At 68.6% G+C, this 16,638-nt stretch carries 17 protein-coding genes, 1 tRNA gene and 1 riboswitch; of the genes, 11 read left to right on the forward strand and 7 right to left on the reverse strand.

Features of this window, described 5'->3' with window-relative positions; genetic code table 11:
- The first annotated feature begins 15 nt into the window (after positions 1 to 15).
- A riboswitch (SAM-SAH riboswitch) is annotated at positions 16 to 64 on the forward strand.
- Between the two features lie 5 nt (positions 65 to 69).
- Positions 70 to 1,236, forward strand: coding sequence for a methionine adenosyltransferase (gene metK / locus ACDP63_RS02850; protein WP_024843270.1), 1,167 nt, complete (start codon positions 70 to 72; stop codon positions 1,234 to 1,236).
- Positions 1,237 to 1,402: 166 nt separating this feature from the next.
- Here the strand turns inward: metK and ACDP63_RS02855 are convergent, their stop codons facing one another.
- On the reverse strand, positions 1,403 to 2,029 hold the full coding sequence (locus tag ACDP63_RS02855; protein WP_024843271.1) for a J domain-containing protein: 627 nt from the start codon (positions 2,027 to 2,029) through the stop codon (positions 1,403 to 1,405).
- A gap of 69 nt (positions 2,030 to 2,098) precedes the next feature.
- On the opposite strand from ACDP63_RS02855, the gene ACDP63_RS02860 reads away from it, so the two are divergent.
- The 4 genes from ACDP63_RS02860 to ACDP63_RS02875 all read left to right on the forward strand — a co-directional run bounded on the left by ACDP63_RS02860 (position 2,099) and on the right by ACDP63_RS02875 (position 5,389).
- Positions 2,099 to 2,350, forward strand: a complete 252-nt coding sequence (locus ACDP63_RS02860) for a BolA family protein (protein WP_024843272.1) — start codon at positions 2,099 to 2,101, stop codon at positions 2,348 to 2,350.
- Positions 2,351 to 2,431: 81 nt separating this feature from the next.
- Positions 2,432 to 3,397, forward strand: a complete 966-nt coding sequence (gene glpX, locus ACDP63_RS02865) for a class II fructose-bisphosphatase (RefSeq protein ID WP_024843273.1) — start codon at positions 2,432 to 2,434, stop codon at positions 3,395 to 3,397.
- Positions 3,398 to 3,448: 51 nt separating this feature from the next.
- Complete coding sequence (gene recJ, locus ACDP63_RS02870) at positions 3,449 to 5,191, forward strand: single-stranded-DNA-specific exonuclease RecJ (protein ID WP_024843274.1); 1,743 nt, start codon at positions 3,449 to 3,451, stop codon at positions 5,189 to 5,191.
- 123 nt (positions 5,192 to 5,314) lie between these two features.
- Positions 5,315 to 5,389, forward strand: a tRNA-Glu gene (locus ACDP63_RS02875).
- 582 nt (positions 5,390 to 5,971) lie between these two features.
- Here ACDP63_RS02875 and carB read toward each other — a convergent pair.
- The 4 genes from carB to ACDP63_RS02895 form a co-directional block, all read right to left on the reverse strand.
- A complete protein-coding gene (gene carB, locus ACDP63_RS02880; protein WP_024843275.1) occupies positions 5,972 to 9,304 on the reverse strand; it encodes a carbamoyl-phosphate synthase large subunit in 3,333 nt (1,110 codons plus the stop codon).
- 189 nt (positions 9,305 to 9,493) lie between these two features.
- Positions 9,494 to 10,018 carry a TIGR00645 family protein gene (locus tag ACDP63_RS02885; protein ID WP_024843276.1) on the reverse strand — a complete coding sequence of 175 codons (525 nt, stop codon included), beginning with the start codon at positions 10,016 to 10,018 and terminating at the stop codon, positions 9,494 to 9,496.
- Positions 10,019 to 10,158: 140 nt separating this feature from the next.
- Positions 10,159 to 10,521 carry a cell division protein ZapA gene (locus tag ACDP63_RS02890; protein WP_024843277.1) on the reverse strand — a complete coding sequence of 121 codons (363 nt, stop codon included), beginning with the start codon at positions 10,519 to 10,521 and terminating at the stop codon, positions 10,159 to 10,161.
- Between the two features lie 3 nt (positions 10,522 to 10,524).
- Positions 10,525 to 11,091, reverse strand: a complete 567-nt coding sequence (locus tag ACDP63_RS02895; RefSeq protein WP_024843278.1) for a hypothetical protein — start codon at positions 11,089 to 11,091, stop codon at positions 10,525 to 10,527.
- A 188-nt stretch (positions 11,092 to 11,279) separates the two neighbouring features.
- On the opposite strand from ACDP63_RS02895, the gene hisB reads away from it, so the two are divergent.
- Both hisB and hisH read left to right on the forward strand, forming a co-directional pair.
- Positions 11,280 to 11,867, forward strand: a complete 588-nt coding sequence (hisB, locus tag ACDP63_RS02900) for an imidazoleglycerol-phosphate dehydratase HisB (protein ID WP_024843279.1) — start codon at positions 11,280 to 11,282, stop codon at positions 11,865 to 11,867.
- Complete coding sequence (gene hisH / locus ACDP63_RS02905; RefSeq protein WP_024843280.1) at positions 11,867 to 12,496, forward strand: imidazole glycerol phosphate synthase subunit HisH; 630 nt, start codon at positions 11,867 to 11,869, stop codon at positions 12,494 to 12,496. The genes hisB and hisH overlap by 1 nt, the downstream gene beginning before the upstream one ends.
- 72 nt (positions 12,497 to 12,568) lie before the next feature.
- Here hisH and ACDP63_RS02910 read toward each other — a convergent pair whose 3' ends face one another.
- A complete protein-coding gene (locus ACDP63_RS02910) occupies positions 12,569 to 12,955 on the reverse strand; it encodes a DUF2147 domain-containing protein (protein WP_024843281.1) in 387 nt (128 codons plus the stop codon).
- A gap of 162 nt (positions 12,956 to 13,117) precedes the next feature.
- Here ACDP63_RS02910 and hisA point away from each other — a divergent pair, with 162 nt between their 5' ends.
- The 4 genes from hisA to ACDP63_RS02930 are packed head-to-tail and all read left to right on the forward strand — an operon-like array spanning position 13,118 to position 15,450.
- Positions 13,118 to 13,834, forward strand: a complete 717-nt coding sequence (gene hisA / locus ACDP63_RS02915; protein WP_024843282.1) for a 1-(5-phosphoribosyl)-5-[(5-phosphoribosylamino)methylideneamino]imidazole-4-carboxamide isomerase — start codon at positions 13,118 to 13,120, stop codon at positions 13,832 to 13,834.
- 26 nt (positions 13,835 to 13,860) lie between these two features.
- Positions 13,861 to 14,622 carry an imidazole glycerol phosphate synthase subunit HisF gene (hisF, locus tag ACDP63_RS02920; RefSeq protein ID WP_024843283.1) on the forward strand — a complete coding sequence of 254 codons (762 nt, stop codon included), beginning with the start codon at positions 13,861 to 13,863 and terminating at the stop codon, positions 14,620 to 14,622.
- On the forward strand, positions 14,619 to 14,945 hold the full coding sequence (locus ACDP63_RS02925; RefSeq protein ID WP_024843284.1) for a phosphoribosyl-ATP diphosphatase: 327 nt from the start codon (positions 14,619 to 14,621) through the stop codon (positions 14,943 to 14,945). Before hisF ends, ACDP63_RS02925 begins: the two co-directional genes overlap by 4 nt.
- A 4-nt stretch (positions 14,946 to 14,949) precedes the next feature.
- Complete coding sequence (locus tag ACDP63_RS02930; protein ID WP_024843285.1) at positions 14,950 to 15,450, forward strand: MgtC/SapB family protein; 501 nt, start codon at positions 14,950 to 14,952, stop codon at positions 15,448 to 15,450.
- Here the strand turns inward: ACDP63_RS02930 and rnd are convergent.
- The gene (gene rnd, locus ACDP63_RS02935; RefSeq protein ID WP_409927690.1) at positions 15,447 to 16,619 is read right to left on the reverse strand and encodes a ribonuclease D; all 1,173 of its coding nucleotides are present in this window, start codon (positions 16,617 to 16,619) and stop codon (positions 15,447 to 15,449) included. The two genes, ACDP63_RS02930 and rnd, sit on opposite strands and share 4 nt — an antisense overlap.
- Between the last annotated feature and the right edge of the window lie 19 nt (positions 16,620 to 16,638).

Here is a 16,638-nt window from a genome sequence, read left to right on the forward strand (position 1 = left end):
CACTAACGCTTCGCCTGACCGTCACAACGGCTTCCTGGCGTGGCGGCGTCATTTCAACGGAGCATCTTCATGGCCAGACAGGACTATGTGTTCACCTCGGAATCCGTCTCCGAGGGCCACCCCGACAAGTTGTGCGACCAGATCTCGGACGCGGTGCTCGACGCGCTGCTGGCCGAGGATCCGGCCGCCCGCGTCGCCTGCGAAACCTTCGCGACGACCGGCACCGTGGTCATCGGGGGCGAGATCGGCCTGACCGACCAGAAGAAGCTGGGCGAATACATGGGCCGCATCAGCGAGATCGCCCGCGAGACGATCCGCGACATCGGCTACGAGCAGGAAAAGTTCCACTGGAACACCTGCCATGTCCACAACTACCTGCACGAGCAATCCGCCCATATCAGCCAGGGCGTCGACCGCGACGGCGCCGGCGACCAGGGCATCATGTTCGGCTATGCCGTGGACGAGACGCCGGAACTGATGCCCGCGCCGATCCAATATGCCCACGCGATCCTGCGCCGCCTGGCCGAGGCGCGCAAATCCGGCGCCGAGCCGACGCTGGGCCCGGATGCGAAGTCGCAGCTGAGCCTGCGCTACGAGAACGGCAAGCCGGTCGAGATCACCAGCCTGGTGCTGTCGCACCAGCACAAGGACGAAAGCCAGAGCTCGGATGACATCCGCGCCATCGTCGAGCCCTATATCCGCGAGGTGCTGCCCGCGGAATGGCTGACCGAGAGCACGGAATGGTGGGTGAACCCGACCGGCACCTTCGTGATCGGCGGGCCGGATGGCGACGCCGGGCTGACCGGGCGCAAGATCATCGTCGATACCTATGGCGGCGCGGCACCGCATGGCGGCGGCGCCTTCTCGGGCAAGGATCCGACCAAGGTGGACCGCTCGGCCGCCTATGCCGCGCGCTACCTGGCCAAGAATGTCGTCGCGGCCGGCCTGGCGAAACGTTGCGTGATCCAGCTGTCCTATGCCATCGGCGTGGCCAAACCCCTGTCGATCTATGCCGACACCTTCGGCACCAGCGAGATCCCCGAGGCCGAGATCGAGCGCGCCGTCTCGCGGGTCATGGACCTGACGCCGCGCGGCATCCGCGAACATCTGGCGCTTTGCCGCCCGATCTATCGCCGCACCGCCGCCTATGGCCATTTCGGCCGCAGGCCCGATGCGGATGGCGGCTTCTCCTGGGAGCGGACCGATCTTGTCGAGGCCCTGAAGCGCGAGCTGTAAGGCCGCAGGGGGGGCTTTGCCCCCGCCGCGCCGGCGCGCGGCTCCCCCAGGATATTTGGACAAGAAAGAAGCCCAGGCCCCGGCTGCTTCTTCCTTGGGCAAATATCCTGCGGGGGAAGCCCGCCGGGCCTGCCCGGCGGGCGCGGGGGCGCAAAGCCCCCGTCCTTCAATCCTTGAAGCTGCGGCTGTCCTTGATCTGGTCCCAGGCCCAGACCACCTCTTGCAGCCGATCTTCGTCCGAGCGGTCGCCGCCATTCATGTCGGGATGAAGATCCTTGACCAGGGACTTGTATTGCTTGCGGATCTCGGCGCGGGTCCAGCTGTCCTTGGCCTCGAGGATCTCCAGCGCCCGGCGCTCGGTCGGCGGCAGCTTGCGCGCGCTGCGGGTGCGCAGTTCGGGATTGGTGCCGTTCGCCCCCAGGATCTCCAGCGGATCGTCGATGCCGTGGCGCGCCCATTTCTGTTCCTGCGCGGCGCGGCCGAAGGGCTTGGTCGGGCGCTCCCAGACCGTGGCATTGTCCAGGAATTCCTGGAATTCGGCCTCGGACTGGCCCTGGAAATAGTTCCAGTTCAGGTTGTATTCGCGCACGTGCTCCTTGCAGAACCAATAGTATTCGTCCAGCGCGCGCGGCGATTTCGGCGCGCGGTACTGGCCGGGCTGGTCGCAGCCCTCCTTGTCGCATTGCCGCGTCGAGGTTTCGAAGGCGCCGGACATGCCGCGCCGGCCCTTGGCCCGGCGTTTCTTGTCCGAGGCCGCGGAAATGTCGAATCCGAACGGGTCGCTGTTGCTCATCTGCCTGCCTTGTCCTGAACGGGACAGGCAGTTTAGGCTATTTCGCGAGACATGAAAGGGGGCAAGCGCATGATTGCCGACGAGATGCGGAAAAGACTGGCCGAGCTTCAGCCGTCGCGGCTGGACATCATCGACGAAAGCGAAAGCCATCGCGGCCATGGCGGCTGGCGCGAGGGGGGCGAGACGCATTTCCGCATCCGCATGGCCAGCGCCCGCTTTGCCGGGCTGGGCCATGTCGCGCGGCACCGGCTGGTGCATGCCGCATTGGGCGACATCGTGCCGCGCATCCATGCGCTTGCGCTGGAACTGGCGGAAAACTGACCCGTTAGCGCGCGCAGGCTTGCCGGGCCGAGGCCCCGGGCGTAGAAGCCCGGAAAGCCGGTAAGCACAAGGAATTTCCCGATGACCTCGCCCAAGGATTTCAACGATCGCATGCTGTCGCTCGGCCTTGCCCGTGTCAGCGAGGCCGCCGCCCATGCCTCGGCGCGGCTGATCGGCCGCGGCGACGAGAAGGCCGCCGACCAGGCGGCCGTCAACGCGATGCGCGACCAACTGAACATGCTCGACATCAAGGGCGTCGTCGTCATCGGCGAGGGCGAGCGGGACGAGGCGCCCATGCTGTTCATCGGCGAGGAGGTCGGCACCGGCCAGGGCCCGGCGGTCGACATCGCGCTGGACCCGCTGGAAGGCACCACGCTGACCGCCAAGGACATGCCCAACGCCCTGACCGTCATCGCCATGGCGCCGCGCGGCACGCTGCTGCATGCGCCCGACGTCTACATGGAAAAGCTGGCCATCGGCCCCGGCTATCCCAAGGACGTGGTCAGCCTGGACATGACCCCGTCCGAGCGGGTGCGGGCGCTGGCCAAGGCCGGCGGCGTCAAGGACAGCGACATCACCGTCTGCATCCTGGAACGGCCCCGGCACGAGGATCTGGTGGCCGAGGTGCGCTCGACCGGCGCGGCGATCCGGCTGATCACCGATGGCGACGTGGCGGGCGTGATCCACTGCGCCGAAGCCGAACTGACCGGCATCGACATGTACATGGGCTCGGGCGGCGCGCCCGAGGGGGTGCTGGCCGCCTCGGCGCTGAAATGCATGGGCGGGCAGATGTGGGGCAAGCTGCTGTTCCGCAACGACGATGAAAGGGCGCGCGCCGCCAAGGCCGGCATCACCGACCTGGACCGCGTCTATTCGCGCGACGAAATGGTCACCGCCGACGTGATCTTTGCCGCGACCGGGGTGACGAACGGCTCGATCGTGGCCGGCGTCAAGCGCGAGCCGCATTACCTGCAGACCGAAACCATCCTGATGCGTTCGAAGACCGGCTCGGTGCGGCGGATGATCTATCGCAACCCGATCAGGTAAGCCTTGGCGGACGGGGTTGAACCGCGGGCGGTCATGGGGGATGAAGCCCGCATGACCGCCTTTCTTTCCGTAGAATCTTCGCTGACCGGCCGCCTCTGGCGCGGTCCCGATGCCATGCTGGAACGCGCCGCCGAGGCGCTGGCCCAAGACAGCCGCCTGCCGCTGCCCGTCAGCCGGGTTCTGGCCGCGCGCGGCGTGCCCGCGCATGAGGCGCCGCTTTACCTCGATCCCAAGCTGCGCGACCTGCTGCCCGACCCCTCGGACCTGCGCGACATGGACAAGGCCGCCGAGCGGCTGGTCGCCGCGATGCTGGCCGGCCAGCGCATCGCCATCTTTGCCGATTACGACGTGGATGGCGGCGCCTCGGCCGCGCTGCTGCTGGACTGGCTGCGCCGGCAGGGGCGCGACGCCACGCTCTATATTCCCGACCGCATCGACGAAGGTTACGGCCCGAACGCCCCGGCCATCGCGGCGCTGTCGCGAGATCACGACCTGATCGTTTGCGTCGATTGCGGCACGCTCAGCTTTGATGCCTTGGCGGCCTCGACCTGCGACGTGATCGTGCTGGACCACCACCAGGGCGGCGAAACCCTGCCGCCGGTACTGGCGGTGGTGAACCCGAATCGCGCCGACGAGGATGGCAGCCTGGGCCATCTCTGTGCCGCCGGCGTGGTGTTCCTGACGCTGGTGCGCTGCAACGGCCTGCTGCGGCGGGGCGGCCATGCGCAGCCCGACCTGATCCCGCTGCTCGACCTGGTGGCGCTGGCGACGGTGGCCGACGTGGCGCCGCTGGTGGGGGTGAACCGCGCCTTCGTGCGGCAGGGGCTGCTGATCATGGCCCGGCGCGAGCGCCCCGGCCTGGTGGCGCTGTCGGACGTGGCGCGGCTCGATTCGGCGCCGAATGCCTTTCACCTGGGCTTCCTTTTGGGGCCGCGCATCAATGCGGGCGGCCGTGTCGGCCGCGCCGACCTGGGGGCGCTGTGCCTGTCCTGCACCGACAGCCGGCAGGCCGAGCGGCTGGCGGCCGAGCTGGACGCGCTGAACCGCGACCGCCGCGCCATCGAAGCCGCCGTGCGCGACGAGGCGCTGGCCCAGGTCGAGGCCCGCGCCAGCGACGGCCTGGTCGCCTGGGCGGCGGGCGAGGGCTGGCATCCCGGCGTCGTCGGCATCGTCGCCGCGCGGCTGAAAGAGGCCACCGGCTTGCCCGCGGTGGTGATCGGGGTGGATGGCGGCATCGGCAAGGGCTCGGCCCGCTCGGTGCCCGGCGTGGACCTGGGCCGCGCCATCCAGCGCCTTTCGGCCGAGGGGCTGCTGCTGAAGGGCGGCGGGCATGCCATGGCGGCCGGGCTGACCGTCGAGGAGGCCAGGATCCCCGCGGCCATGGAGCGCCTGTCGCAACTGCTCTCGCGCGAGATGGCCGAGCGTCCCGGCGCGGGCGAGCTGCGTATCTCGGGGCTTCTGGATCCCGCGGGCGCCACGGTCGAGCTGATGCAGATGCTGGAGCGCGCCGGCCCCTTCGGCCAGGCCGCGCCGGCACCGCGCTTTGCCTTCGCCGAGCAGCTGATCGACAGCGCCGGGGCGATGGGCGACAGCCACCTGCGCCTGCGCTTCCGCAGCCCCGGCAGCCCGGTCCTGGAGGCGGTAGCCTGGGGCGCGATGAACGGCCCGCTGGGCCCCGCTCTGCTGGGCGCGAGGGGGCGTCGCTTCCACCTGGCGGGCAAGCTGGAGCTCACGCAATGGGGCGGGCGCGAGCGGGTGCGGCTGCGCCTGGATGACGCCGCGCCGGTGGGCTGAGCCCCCGCCGCCGGCCGGAAAAAAACTTTGGCATGATGTGATTTTTCCGCTTGCAGCCCCGCGGCAGAGAACCTAAATACCGCCCCACGCCGCAGGGCAAGACCCGGCGGATACAGAAAAAGTGGCCCGTTCGTCTATCGGTTAGGACGTCAGGTTTTCAACCTGAAAAGAGGGGTTCGACTCCCCTACGGGCTGCCACTTCCCCTTTCATCAGCATGGCTTTCCAACCCTGGGGCGGACAAGGCGCCGCGACCGCGATGAGCGTTCGGTCGTGCACAGGCCCTGCCAAAACTGCGATCCCAAATCCCAGGGCCCTGCTGCGCGTTCCCGCGACGGCAGGTCCATGCGGCCCCTCCAGCAGGTTGCCGACAAAGGATCTTGCGCCCGTTCGGTGAGGGAATTGGTCCCCAATCTGGCCCAACTCGGCCGGAAATTCGGGTATTCCGGGCCATTTGGAGGCGCGTTTCCCGGCTTCCAAAGCCAGGTCGCGATACTCGGGCGGTTTTTCAGCGGCCTGTCAAACCGCCAGGTTGCGGATCGTCCGCGCGGGCGGCCGCGGCGACCGTATCAGGCAATGGATGCCCAGGCCGAAGGTTTGCCACCGCTGCCGATCCGGCCTGGACGAACGCGCGATCCCGCATCTGTGCTGCGGAGCCGCGCATGATCCCGCTCGGCAAGCTGGCCGAGCGGCCACCGGCACTCCTGCCCGGAAAGGCCGGGCAGCGGTCGCGTTAGGGAACCGGGGGCAGCATGAGGCCCCCGAACAACCCCATCCCGGCGCTAGGCCTGAAGCGACCTCACCCCGACTTCGCCTTCGCCGCGCGACTTGATCGCCGCGACCGCGGCGATGCTGCCGGCGGCGGTCGTGTAATAGGGGATCTTGTCGTTCAGCGCGACCGCGCGGATCTCGCGCGAATCGGCGATGGCCTGAGCGCCCTCGGTGGTGTTCAGCACCATGGCGATCTCGCCGTTCTTCAGCCGGTCCACGATGTTCGGGCGGCCCTCATAGACCTTGTTCACCAATTCGGTCTCGACCCCCGCACCGCGCAGGAACTCGGCCGTGCCGCGGGTCGCGACCAGCTTGAAGCCCATGGCGGTCAGCTCGCGCGCCGCTTCGGCCAGTTCGGCGGTCTTGTCGGCATCGCGGACCGAGACGAAGACCAGCCCGGCCTCGGGCAGCTGCGTCCCCGCCCCCATCTGCGCCTTGAGGAAGGCGCGCGGGAAGCTGCGGTCCCAGCCCATGACCTCGCCGGTCGAACGCATTTCCGGGCCAAGCAGCGTATCGACGCCGGGGAAACGGGCAAAGGGCAGCACCGCCTCCTTGACCGAGAACCAGGGCGTGTTCGGATCGGCCAGCGTCAGCGGATCGGCAAAGGGCAGCGGATCGTCAGGGCCGACGCCCTCGGGATAGGCCGCGCGGGCGGGGAAGTTCGACATCGGCTCGCCCGCCATCAACCGCGCGGCGATGGACGCAATCGCGCTGTCGGTGGCCTTGGCGACGAAGGGCACGGTGCGCGAGGCGCGCGGATTCACTTCCAGCACATAGATCGCGCCGTCCTTCAGCGCGAATTGCACGTTCATCAGCCCGACGACGTTCAGCGCGCGGGCCATCGCCTCGGTCTGGACCTTCAGCTCGGCGATGGTCTCGGCATCCAGCGTATGCGGCGGCAGCGAGCAGGCCGAGTCGCCGGAATGCACGCCCGCTTCCTCGATATGCTCCATGATGCCGGCGACATGCACGGTCTTGCCGTCGGACAGCGCATCGACATCGACCTCGATGGCGCCCGAGAGATAGCTGTCCAGAAGCACCGGGCTGTCGCCGGAAACCTGCACTGCCTCGCGGATATAGCGGTTGAGCTGGTCCATGTCGCGCACGATCTCCATCGCGCGGCCGCCAAGCACATAGGACGGGCGGATGACCAGCGGGAAGCCGATGCGCTGCGCGATCTCGATGGCCTCGGCGTCGGAATGGGCGATGCCGTTGATCGGCTGCTTCAGCCCCAGGTCGTTGAGCAGCTTCTGGAAGCGCTCGCGGTCCTCGGCCAGGTCGATGGCGTCGGGCGTGGTGCCGAGGATCGGGATGCCCTCTTCCTCCAGCGCATTGGCCAGCTTCAGCGGCGTCTGGCCGCCGAACTGGACGATGACGCCGTGCAGCGTGCCGTTCTCCTGCTCGACCGCCAGGATTTCCAGCACATGCTCCAGCGTCAGCGGCTCGAAATACAGCCGGTCCGAGGTGTCGTAATCGGTCGAGACCGTCTCGGGGTTGCAGTTGACCATGATCGTCTCGTAGCCGGCCTTGGTCAGCGCGAAACAGGCGTGGCAGCAGCAATAGTCGAACTCGATGCCCTGGCCGATGCGGTTCGGGCCACCGCCCAGGATCACCACCTTCTTGCGGTCGCTGGGCCGGGCCTCGTTCTCGACCTCGCCCATCGCCGGGGCCTCGTAGGTCGAATACATATAGGGGGTCTGGGCCTCGAACTCGGCCGCGCAGGTGTCGATGCGCTTGAAGACCGGGTGCAGGTCATGGGCGCGGCGGGCCTGGCGCACCTCGGCCTCGGCCTTGCCGGAAAGCTTCGCCAGCCGGGCATCCGTAAAGCCCATCATCTTCAGCCGCCGCAGGCCCTCGGCATCCTCGGGCAGGCCCTCGGCACGGACCCCGGCCTCGGCATCGACGATCTCGCGCAGCCGGGCCAGGAACCAGGGGTCGAAACTGGTCGCGTGCTGGATCTCGTCGTCGCTCAGCCCGTGGCGCATGGCCTGGGCGATCAGGCGCAGCCGGTCGGGAGTCTGCTGGCTGATCGCCTTGACGATGGCCGCCTTGTCGGGCGCGCCGGGGATCTCGATCTCGTCGAGCCCGGTCAGCCCGTTCTCCATCGAGGTCAGCGCCTTTTGCAGCGATTCGTGGAAGCTGCGGCCGACGGCCATGACCTCGCCCACCGATTTCATCGCCGTGGTCAGCTCGGGCTTGGAGCCGGGAAACTTCTCGAAGGCGAAGCGCGGGATCTTGGTCACGACATAGTCGATCGAGGGCTCGAAGCTCGCCGGCGTGACCTTGGTGATGTCGTTGTCCAGCTCGTCCAGCGTATAGCCCACCGCCAGCTTGGCAGCGACCTTGGCGATGGGGAAGCCCGTCGCCTTCGAGGCCAGCGCCGAGGACCGCGACACGCGCGGGTTCATCTCGATCACCACCATGCGGCCGTCCTTGGGATTGATCGCCCATTGCACGTTCGAGCCGCCGGTCTCGACCCCGATCTCGCGCAACACGGCGATGGAACCGTTGCGCATGCGCTGGTATTCGCGGTCGGTCAGGGTCAGCGCCGGGGCGACGGTGATCGAATCGCCGGTATGCACGCCCATCGGATCGACGTTCTCGATGGAACAGACGATGATGGCATTGTCGGCGCGGTCGCGCACGACCTCCATCTCGTATTCCTTCCAGCCCAGCAGGCTCTCGTCCACCAGCACCTGCGCCACCGGCGAGGCCTCCAGCCCCGAGCGCACGATGCGCTCGTAATCGTCGCGGTTATAGGCGACGCCGCCGCCGGTGCCGCCCAGGGTGAAGGCGGGGCGGATGATGGCGGGCAGGCCGATCTCCTCCAGCGCCTCCATGGCCATCGAAACCCCGGCCGCGATGTCATAGCGGCCGTTCGGATGCTTGGGCGCGGCGACGATGGTGGCGCGCGGGTTCTCCAGGCCGATGCGGTCCATGGCCTCGCGGAACAGCTTGCGGTCCTCGGCCATCTCGATGGCGGCGCGCTGCGCGCCGATCAGCTCGACGCCGTAGCGGTTCAGCACGCCCATGTCGGCCAGCGCCAGTGCGGTGTTCAGCCCGGTCTGCCCGCCCATGGTCGGCAAGAGCGCGTCCGGCCGCTCCTTGGCGATGATCTTCTCGACCACCTCGGGGGTGATCGGCTCGATATAGGTCGCATCCGCCATCTCGGGATCGGTCATGATCGTGGCGGGGTTCGAGTTCACCAGGATGACCCGGTAGCCCTCTTCACGCAGCGCCTTGCAGGCCTGGGCGCCGGAATAGTCGAATTCGCAGGCTTGGCCGATGACGATGGGACCGGCACCGATGATCAGGATGGATTTGATATCGGTTCTTTTCGGCATGGCGGTCCCCAGGGCTTGCGGCTGATAAATCGTCCGGGGTTATAGCCATGGCGGGCGAAGTCGCAAGGGTCCGCGCCGCCCGCCCGGCCAAAAAACCGCGGCCATGGCAAGGGGCAGCGCCGATCCTGCGCCGCCCTGCCCTTCTTCGTTCCCCAAATACCCATGCGGCCGCGCAGCCGGCCCAAGGGTTCAGGCCTGGGACGCCTTGGCCTTCTTCAGCGTCTTGCCATGGCTCGCGATCCAGTCCATCGCCGCCAGCAGCACGCCCGAGACCACGAAGACCAGGTGAATCACCACCATCCAGCGGATCTGTTCAGGGGCATATTTGCCGACATCCATGAACACCTTCAGCAGGTGGATGCCCGAAATCGCCACGATCGAGGCCACCAGCTTCAGCTTCAGCGCCGAGAAATCCACCTCGCCCTGCCACTCCGGCCGGTCCTCGTGTTCGCTCAGGTCCATGCGGCTGACGAAATTCTCGTAGCCGGAAAAGATCACGATCAGCAGAAGGTTCGCCGCCAGGCTCAGGTCGATCAGCGCCAGCACCCCCAGCACCGCATCGTTGACCGTCATCACCGGCAGGATGCCGATCAGATGCCAAAGCTCCAGCGCAAAGACCCAAAGCAGGATGAGCAGCGACAGCGCCAGACCGACATAGATCGGCGCCATCATCCAGCGGCTGGCGAAAAGGCTGCGTTCGAGAAGGCGTTCCATGAATGCTCCTGAATGGATGGTCGGCCTGCGCTATACAGCCAGGACCGCACCGGCCAAAAGGGGGCACGGGCGCGCACCCCGGCCCCGAGCCCGCCGTTTCACCGTTTCTGAATATCCTCCGCACTCGGCGGGGCCGGCGCTCAATCCGCCAGCTGGTCTTCGGCCTTCTGCGCCAAGGCCTCGGCCCGCGCGGCAAGTTCGGCCATGGCCTCGCCCAGGCTCTCGGGCACCACCGGCACCTCGACGCGCTGCGGATTGGCCTTCAGCCGCGCCAGTTCGCGCTCCAGCGAGGCCAGGCGATCCTCAAGCGCCGAGGTCCGATCGGCCAGCATCAGCCCCGACAGCAGCAGAAGCCGCGGCTCGGGCATCCGGCCTGCCTGCTCCAGAATCACCCGCGCCTCGGCATCCAGCAGGCCGGCGGCGCGCTTGAGCAGCCGCTCCTCGCCCTCCTGGCAGGCCAGGGTATAGGACTTGTGCCCGATCGAGAAATCCACTTCCGCCATGGTTCAGCCCCTTTCTCCGTCCAGCCCCGCATCGGCATGCTCGGCCATTCCGGCCGGGCCCGGCGCCGGCGCATCCCCCGAAACGCCCGCGTCGGAGGCGGGGGCTTCGATCATGCGGTCCAGCGCATCGACGATCTCGCCCATCTGCGCGACCTCGGCGGCGCGGGCGGCGCGCAGCGATTCGATCTCGGCCTCCAGCGCGCGGCGGGCCTCGTCCGGTGCCCCGTCCCCCTGCCGCGCCGCGATCAGCGCGCGGTTTGCCTCGGCCAGCGCCTCGTTGGCGGCCGAGAGCCGCGCGGCCTCCTCGCCCGCCTCGACCAGGCGCCGATGCGCCTCGGCCAGCCTCTGCTCACAGGTGGAAAGCGTGTCGGACTGGCGCGCGTGCAGGGCGGCAAGCTCTTGCGAAAGGCGGCGGTTTTCGGCCTGGAGCTCGTGCAGCTGCAAGGCGGCATCCGCATCCGCCGGAACGGGCTGCGGGGCTTGCCGGGCCGCGGCGCGGTCCAGGAACTGGTCGATCCGGTCCAGCGCCGCGATCAGCCGCTTTTCGCTGAGGTTCAGGTCATCTCTCATCGGCCAGGATCCTTTCGGGTCGCTTGTCCTCGGGGGCTCGCCTTCCACTTTTCGCATTGCCCCGGCCATATGACAAGAACGGGCGGGAGGCGGCGGGGTTTCCCGCCGGGGCCTGCGGCGCCGCATCGGCTTTTCAGCCGCCGGAACGGACCCTATAAGGCGGCAAGCCTGCATGAGGAGAGGACGCGATGCGCCGCGCAAAGATCACCCGCGAGACGGCCGAGACGCAGATCGAGGTCGAACTGGACCTCGACGGCAGCGGCCGCTACGACAACCGGACCGGCGTCGGGTTCTTCGACCACATGCTGGACCAGCTGGCCCGGCATTCGCTGATCGACCTGGCCGTGCGCGCCCAGGGCGACCTGCATGTCGACGACCACCACACGGTCGAGGATACCGGCATCGCCATCGGCCAGGCGCTGACCCAGGCTCTTGGCGACAAGCGGGGCATCCGGCGCTACGGCGCCTTCCACCTGGCCATGGACGATGCGCTGGTGCGCGCGGCGCTGGACCTGTCTGCGCGGCCCTATCTGGTGTGGAACGTGGATTTCCCGGCGCAGAAGATCGGCAGCTTCGACACCGAGCTGGTGCGCGAGTTCTTCCAGGCGCTTTCGACCCATGGCGGCATCACCCTGCATGTGGACCGGCTGCACGGGCTCAACGCCCATCACATCGCCGAGGCCAGCTTCAAGGCCGTGGCCCGCGCCCTGCGCGAGGCGGTCGAGCCCGACCCGCGCATGGCCGGCGTGCTGCCCTCGACCAAGGGGGCGCTGTGATGCGGGTGGCGCTGGTCGATTACGACAGCGGCAACCTGCATTCGGCCGAGAAGGCCTTTGCGCTGATGGGACACGAGGCGGGGGCCGAGGTGATGGTGACCTCCGACCCCGAGACGGTGGCCCGCGCCGAGCGCATCGTGCTGCCGGGCGACGGCGCCTTTCCGGCCTGCCGGGCGGCGCTGGACGCCGTGCCCGGCATGGTCGAGGCGCTGCACGAGGCGGTGATCGCCCGCGCCGTGCCCTTCATGGGCATCTGTGTCGGCATGCAGATGCTGGCCGAGGTCGGGCATGAGTATCGCGACACGGCCGGCCTAGGCTGGATCGGCGGCGAGATCGACGCCATCGACGCCCCCGGACTGAAGGTGCCGCATATGGGCTGGAACGACCTCAGGGTGCTGCGCCCGCACCCGCTGCTGGACGGCATCGCCACCGGCGATCACGCCTATTTCGTGCATGGCTGGCAGTTCCGCGTCGCCGATCCCGCGCATCTGCTGGCCACCGCCGATTACGGCGGGCCGGTGACGGCGGTGGTCGGGCGGGACAATATCGTCGGCACCCAGTTCCATCCCGAAAAATCGCAAGCCGTGGGGCTGCGCATCATCGGCAATTTCCTGCGCTGGCGCCCCTGAGCCGCCTTGGCGCCGGGGGCTGTCTGCCCCCGGACCCCCGAGGATATTTGGACAAGAAAGAAGCCGGGACCGCTATTTGACCTTGATCCAGCGTTGCGTCTTGCAGAACACCGCCACGCAGCCCGAGACGTTCAGCGTCTTGCCGTCGAGCTGCATCTTCGACTTGTAGGTCTTGTCGGCGCCGGGATCCCAGATCGTGCCGCCCGAGAACTTGCCGCCGCCCTCGTCGGTCATGCCGGCGACGATGTTCTTGCCCTCATGGGGCGACTTGATCTGCTTGCCCGCCTTGTCGAAGCTTCTGACCAGCCGGCCACAATACTTGCCGCCGCAGTCGTAGAACTCGACCATGCCGACATTGCCGTCGTCATTGGCCTGGGTCTGGAAGATGCCGCCGATGCCCTGGGCCTGCGCGGTGGTGCCCGCAAGCGCGAGCAGCGTGGCAAGAGCCAATGTCCTCATGGTGATTCCCCCCCCCCTCCCCAGGGTTATGGTCCGGGCCGCAGGATGGGCGCGCCCCGGGCCGTCGATCAAGCCTGACGTGAGGTCGCAGCGGCCGGCGCGGGGCCTTTCGGATCGGCGCGGCCTGTGGCAAAGGGGCGCCACGCTATCAGGAGAGATGCGATGATCCTTTATCCCGCGATCGACCTCAAGGACGGCAATTGCGTGCGCCTGCTGCGCGGCGACATGGAGGCGGCGACCGTCTTCGGTACCGACCCCGCCGCGCAGGCCCGCGCATTCCAGGATGCCGGGGCGGAATGGCTGCATCTGGTCGACCTGAACGGCGCATTTGCCGGCAAGCCGGTGAATGCCGCCGCGGTCGAGGCGATCCTGGCCGCCGTCGCGGTGCCGGCCCAGCTGGGCGGCGGCATCCGCGACATGGCGACCATCGAGGCCTGGCTGAAGCGCGGCCTGGCGCGGGTGATCCTGGGCACCGTGGCGGTCGAGCAGCCCGGCCTGGTGCGCGAGGCGGCAATGGCCTTTCCCGGCCAGATCGCGGTCGGCATCGACGCGCGCGGCGGCCGGGTGGCAACGCGCGGCTGGGCCGAGGAGACCGACGTGATGGCCGTCGACCTGGCGCATCGCTTCGAGGACGCCGGCGTCGCCGCGATCATCTATACCGATATCGACCGCGACGGCGCCATGGCCGGCCCCAACATCGCCGCGACCGAGGCCTTGGCGCGGGCGGTCAACATTCCGGTCATCGCCTCGGGCGGGGTGTCCTCGATGCAGGATCTGATGGCGCTGCGCGCCACCGGGGTCATCGCCGGGGCGATCTCGGGCCGGGCGCTTTACGACGGCGCCATCGACCTTCACGCGGCGCTGAAGGCGCTGGCCTGAGCGCGGCGGGCGAGGTAACAAGGCATATGCTGAAGACCCGTGTGATCCCCTGCCTGGATGTCGCCGATGGCCGCGTGGTCAAGGGCGTGAATTTCGTCGATCTGATCGATGCCGGCGACCCGGTCGAGGCGGCGCGCGCCTATGACGCCGCCGGCGCGGACGAGATCTGTTTCCTCGACATCCATGCCACGCATGAGAATCGCGGCACCATGTACGACCTGGTGACGCGCACCGCCGAGGCCTGCTTCGTGCCGCTGACCGTCGGCGGCGGCGTGCGCAGCCACCAGGACGTGCGGGCGCTGCTGCTGGCGGGTGCCGACAAGGTCAGCTTCAACTCGGCCGCCGTCGCCGACCCCGACGTGATCGCCGAGGCTGCCGACCGTTTCGGCAGCCAGTGCATCGTCTGCGCCATCGACGCCAAGACCGTGGCGCCCGGCAAGTGGGAGATCTTCACCCATGGCGGCCGCAAGCCGACCGGCATCGACGCGGTGGAATTCGCCCGCACCGTCGCCGCCAAAGGCGCGGGCGAGATCCTGCTGACCAGCATGGACCGCGACGGCACCAAGTCGGGCTTCAACATCCCGCTGACCCGCGCCGTCGCCGATGCGGTAAACGTGCCGGTCATCGCCTCGGGCGGGGTCGGGATGCTGGAGCACCTGGCCGAGGGCGTGCTGGAAGGCCATGCCTCGGCGGTGCTGGCGGCCTCGATCTTTCATTTCGGCACCTTCACCGTGCGCGAGGCCAAGGAACACCTGGCCGCCGCCGGCATCCCGGTGCGGCTGACATGAGCGGCCCCGCGCAGACCGGCCTGCACCGCCTGGCCGAGACCATCGCGGCGCGCAGGGGCACCGATCCCGAGACCAGCTGGACCGCCAGGCTGCTGGCCAAGGGCCCCGAAAAATGCGCCGAGAAATTCGGCGAGGAGGCCGTCGAGGCGATCATCGAGGCGGTCAAGGGCGACCGCGAGCGGCTGATCTCCGAGGCTGCCGATACGCTTTACCACCTGCTGGTCATGCTGGCAGCGCGCGACGTGACGCTTGCGGACGTGGAAAATGAACTCGACCGGCGCGAGGGGCGTTCGGGGATCGAGGAAAAAGCGTCTCGAAAGTGACAATATGCTGGACATGCTGGTGGGCGAGTTCTCGCGCCCCATGAGCCTGCCCGCCGGCGTGGTCGCCCTGCGGCTGACCATGGCGGTTCTGCTGGGCGGGGTGATCGGCTGGGAGCGCGAGGTGAAATCCCGCGCCGCCGGGCTGCGCACCCATATGCTGATCGCCTTGGCTGCGGCCTGCTTCACGCTGGTCGCGCTGGAGCTGGTCGATTTCAGCCCGGCAAGCGAGGGCCAGCAGCGCACCGACCCCTTGCGGCTGATCGAGGCGGTGACGGCGGGCGTGGCCTTCCTGGCCGCGGGCTCGATCGTCATCAACAAGGGCAATGTGCGCGGCATCACCACCGGCGCCTCGATGTGGCTTTGCGGCGCCGTCGGGCTGTGCTGCGGCACCGGCGACTTGCGCCTGGCGCTGATGGCCACCGCCATGGCGCTGGTGGTGCTGTATCTGGTCCGGATCGTGATCAGCCCCGCCGCCCGCAAAGCGGCGGAGGCGGACGAGAATTAAGGGGCCACCGGCACCACCTTGACCGCACCGCCCTGGGCGGAAAGCGCGATCTCGCCCGCCGCCAGCCGCAGCGCGTCGCGGCCGAAGACCTCGGCCCGCCAGCCATGCAGCGCCGGCAGGTCGCGTGCGCCCGAGGCAATGGCGTCCAGGTCCGAGGCCGAGGCGATCAGCCGTGGCGCCACCCCGGCCGCATCGGCCTTGGCCTTCAGCAGCACCCGCAGCAGATCCGCCAACGCGGCATTGCCCGGACGGCCCGGCTCCTCGGGGGCGGGCTTGGGCAGGTCGCGCGCCTCGACCCCGGCCTTGACCGCGGCCAGGATGCCGCTTGCGATCTCGCCCCGGCGGGCGTCGCGCAGAAGCAGCCGCGACTTGGCCAGATCGGCCTCGGAGAGCGGCTTGGTCGAGGCCAGCTCGATCAGCGCATCGTCCTTGAACACGCGGGCGCGGGGGATGTCGCGTTCCTGGGCAAAGCTTTCGCGGAAGCGCGCGAGTTCGCGCACCACGGCCAGGAAGCGCGGCGAGCCCGAGCGGGTAAGCACCCGCTCCCAGGCCTCCTCGGGGCGGGTGATATAGGTTTCGGGGTCCAGCAGCACCGCGACCTCCTCGGCCAGCCAGGGCGCGCGCCCGGTCTTGTCGAGCTGGGCCGAGAGGAACTCGTAGATCGCGCGCAGATGCGTCACGTCGGCCAGCGCATAGGCGGCCTGGGCATCCGAAAGCGGCCGGTGCGACCAGTCGGTGAAACGCGAGGACTTGTCCAAGGGCTGGCGGGCGATCTTCTTGACCAGCGTCTCGTAGCCGACCTGCTCGCCGAAGCCGCAGACCATGGCGGCGATCTGGGTGTCGAACAGCGGGTCAGGCATCACGCCCGCGTCGTGGAAGAAGATCTCCAGATCCTGCCGCGCGGCGTGGAAGACCTTGACCGTCGCCTTGTGGCGGAAAAGGTCGTAGAGCGGTTCGAGCGACAGCCCCTCGACCAGCGGGTCGATCAGCACGGCAGAGCCGCCCGGCGCCTTCGCGGCCGAGGCCGGCGGCAACGCCGCCTGGATCAGGCATAGCCGGGAATAATAGGTCCGCTCGCGCAGGAACTCGGTGTCGAGCGTGACATAGGGCTGGGCCTTGGCCAGGGCGCAGAACTCGGCCAGTTCGGCCGTGGTGGTCAGGGTGCGGATCTCGGGCTTTTGATCGTTC

It is taken from the genome of Paracoccus sp. P2 (assembly GCF_046335115.1).
GTDB lineage: Bacteria > Pseudomonadota > Alphaproteobacteria > Rhodobacterales > Rhodobacteraceae > Paracoccus > Paracoccus pantotrophus.

What these genes read in the sequence shown, in the direction of transcription:
- hisH (WP_024843280.1), top strand. Translation starts at nt 11,867, where the DNA reads ATGCGGGTGGCGCTGGTCGATTACGACAGCGGCAACCTGCATTCGGCC.
- hisF (WP_024843283.1), top strand. Translation starts at nt 13,861, where the DNA reads ATGCTGAAGACCCGTGTGATCCCCTGCCTGGATGTCGCCGATGGCCGC.
- hisB (WP_024843279.1), top strand. Translation starts at nt 11,280, where the DNA reads ATGCGCCGCGCAAAGATCACCCGCGAGACGGCCGAGACGCAGATCGAG.
- ACDP63_RS02885 (WP_024843276.1), bottom strand. Translation starts at nt 10,018, where the DNA reads ATGGAACGCCTTCTCGAACGCAGCCTTTTCGCCAGCCGCTGGATGATG.
- ACDP63_RS02890 (WP_024843277.1), bottom strand. Translation starts at nt 10,521, where the DNA reads ATGGCGGAAGTGGATTTCTCGATCGGGCACAAGTCCTATACCCTGGCC.
- glpX (WP_024843273.1), top strand. Translation starts at nt 2,432, where the DNA reads ATGACCTCGCCCAAGGATTTCAACGATCGCATGCTGTCGCTCGGCCTT.
- ACDP63_RS02895 (WP_024843278.1), bottom strand. Translation starts at nt 11,091, where the DNA reads ATGAGAGATGACCTGAACCTCAGCGAAAAGCGGCTGATCGCGGCGCTG.
- ACDP63_RS02860 (WP_024843272.1), top strand. Translation starts at nt 2,099, where the DNA reads ATGATTGCCGACGAGATGCGGAAAAGACTGGCCGAGCTTCAGCCGTCG.
- metK (WP_024843270.1), top strand. Translation starts at nt 70, where the DNA reads ATGGCCAGACAGGACTATGTGTTCACCTCGGAATCCGTCTCCGAGGGC.
- ACDP63_RS02930 (WP_024843285.1), top strand. Translation starts at nt 14,950, where the DNA reads ATGCTGGACATGCTGGTGGGCGAGTTCTCGCGCCCCATGAGCCTGCCC.
- carB (WP_024843275.1), bottom strand. Translation starts at nt 9,304, where the DNA reads ATGCCGAAAAGAACCGATATCAAATCCATCCTGATCATCGGTGCCGGT.
- recJ (WP_024843274.1), top strand. Translation starts at nt 3,449, where the DNA reads ATGACCGCCTTTCTTTCCGTAGAATCTTCGCTGACCGGCCGCCTCTGG.
- ACDP63_RS02925 (WP_024843284.1), top strand. Translation starts at nt 14,619, where the DNA reads ATGAGCGGCCCCGCGCAGACCGGCCTGCACCGCCTGGCCGAGACCATC.
- hisA (WP_024843282.1), top strand. Translation starts at nt 13,118, where the DNA reads ATGATCCTTTATCCCGCGATCGACCTCAAGGACGGCAATTGCGTGCGC.
- ACDP63_RS02855 (WP_024843271.1), bottom strand. Translation starts at nt 2,029, where the DNA reads ATGAGCAACAGCGACCCGTTCGGATTCGACATTTCCGCGGCCTCGGAC.
- ACDP63_RS02910 (WP_024843281.1), bottom strand. Translation starts at nt 12,955, where the DNA reads ATGAGGACATTGGCTCTTGCCACGCTGCTCGCGCTTGCGGGCACCACC.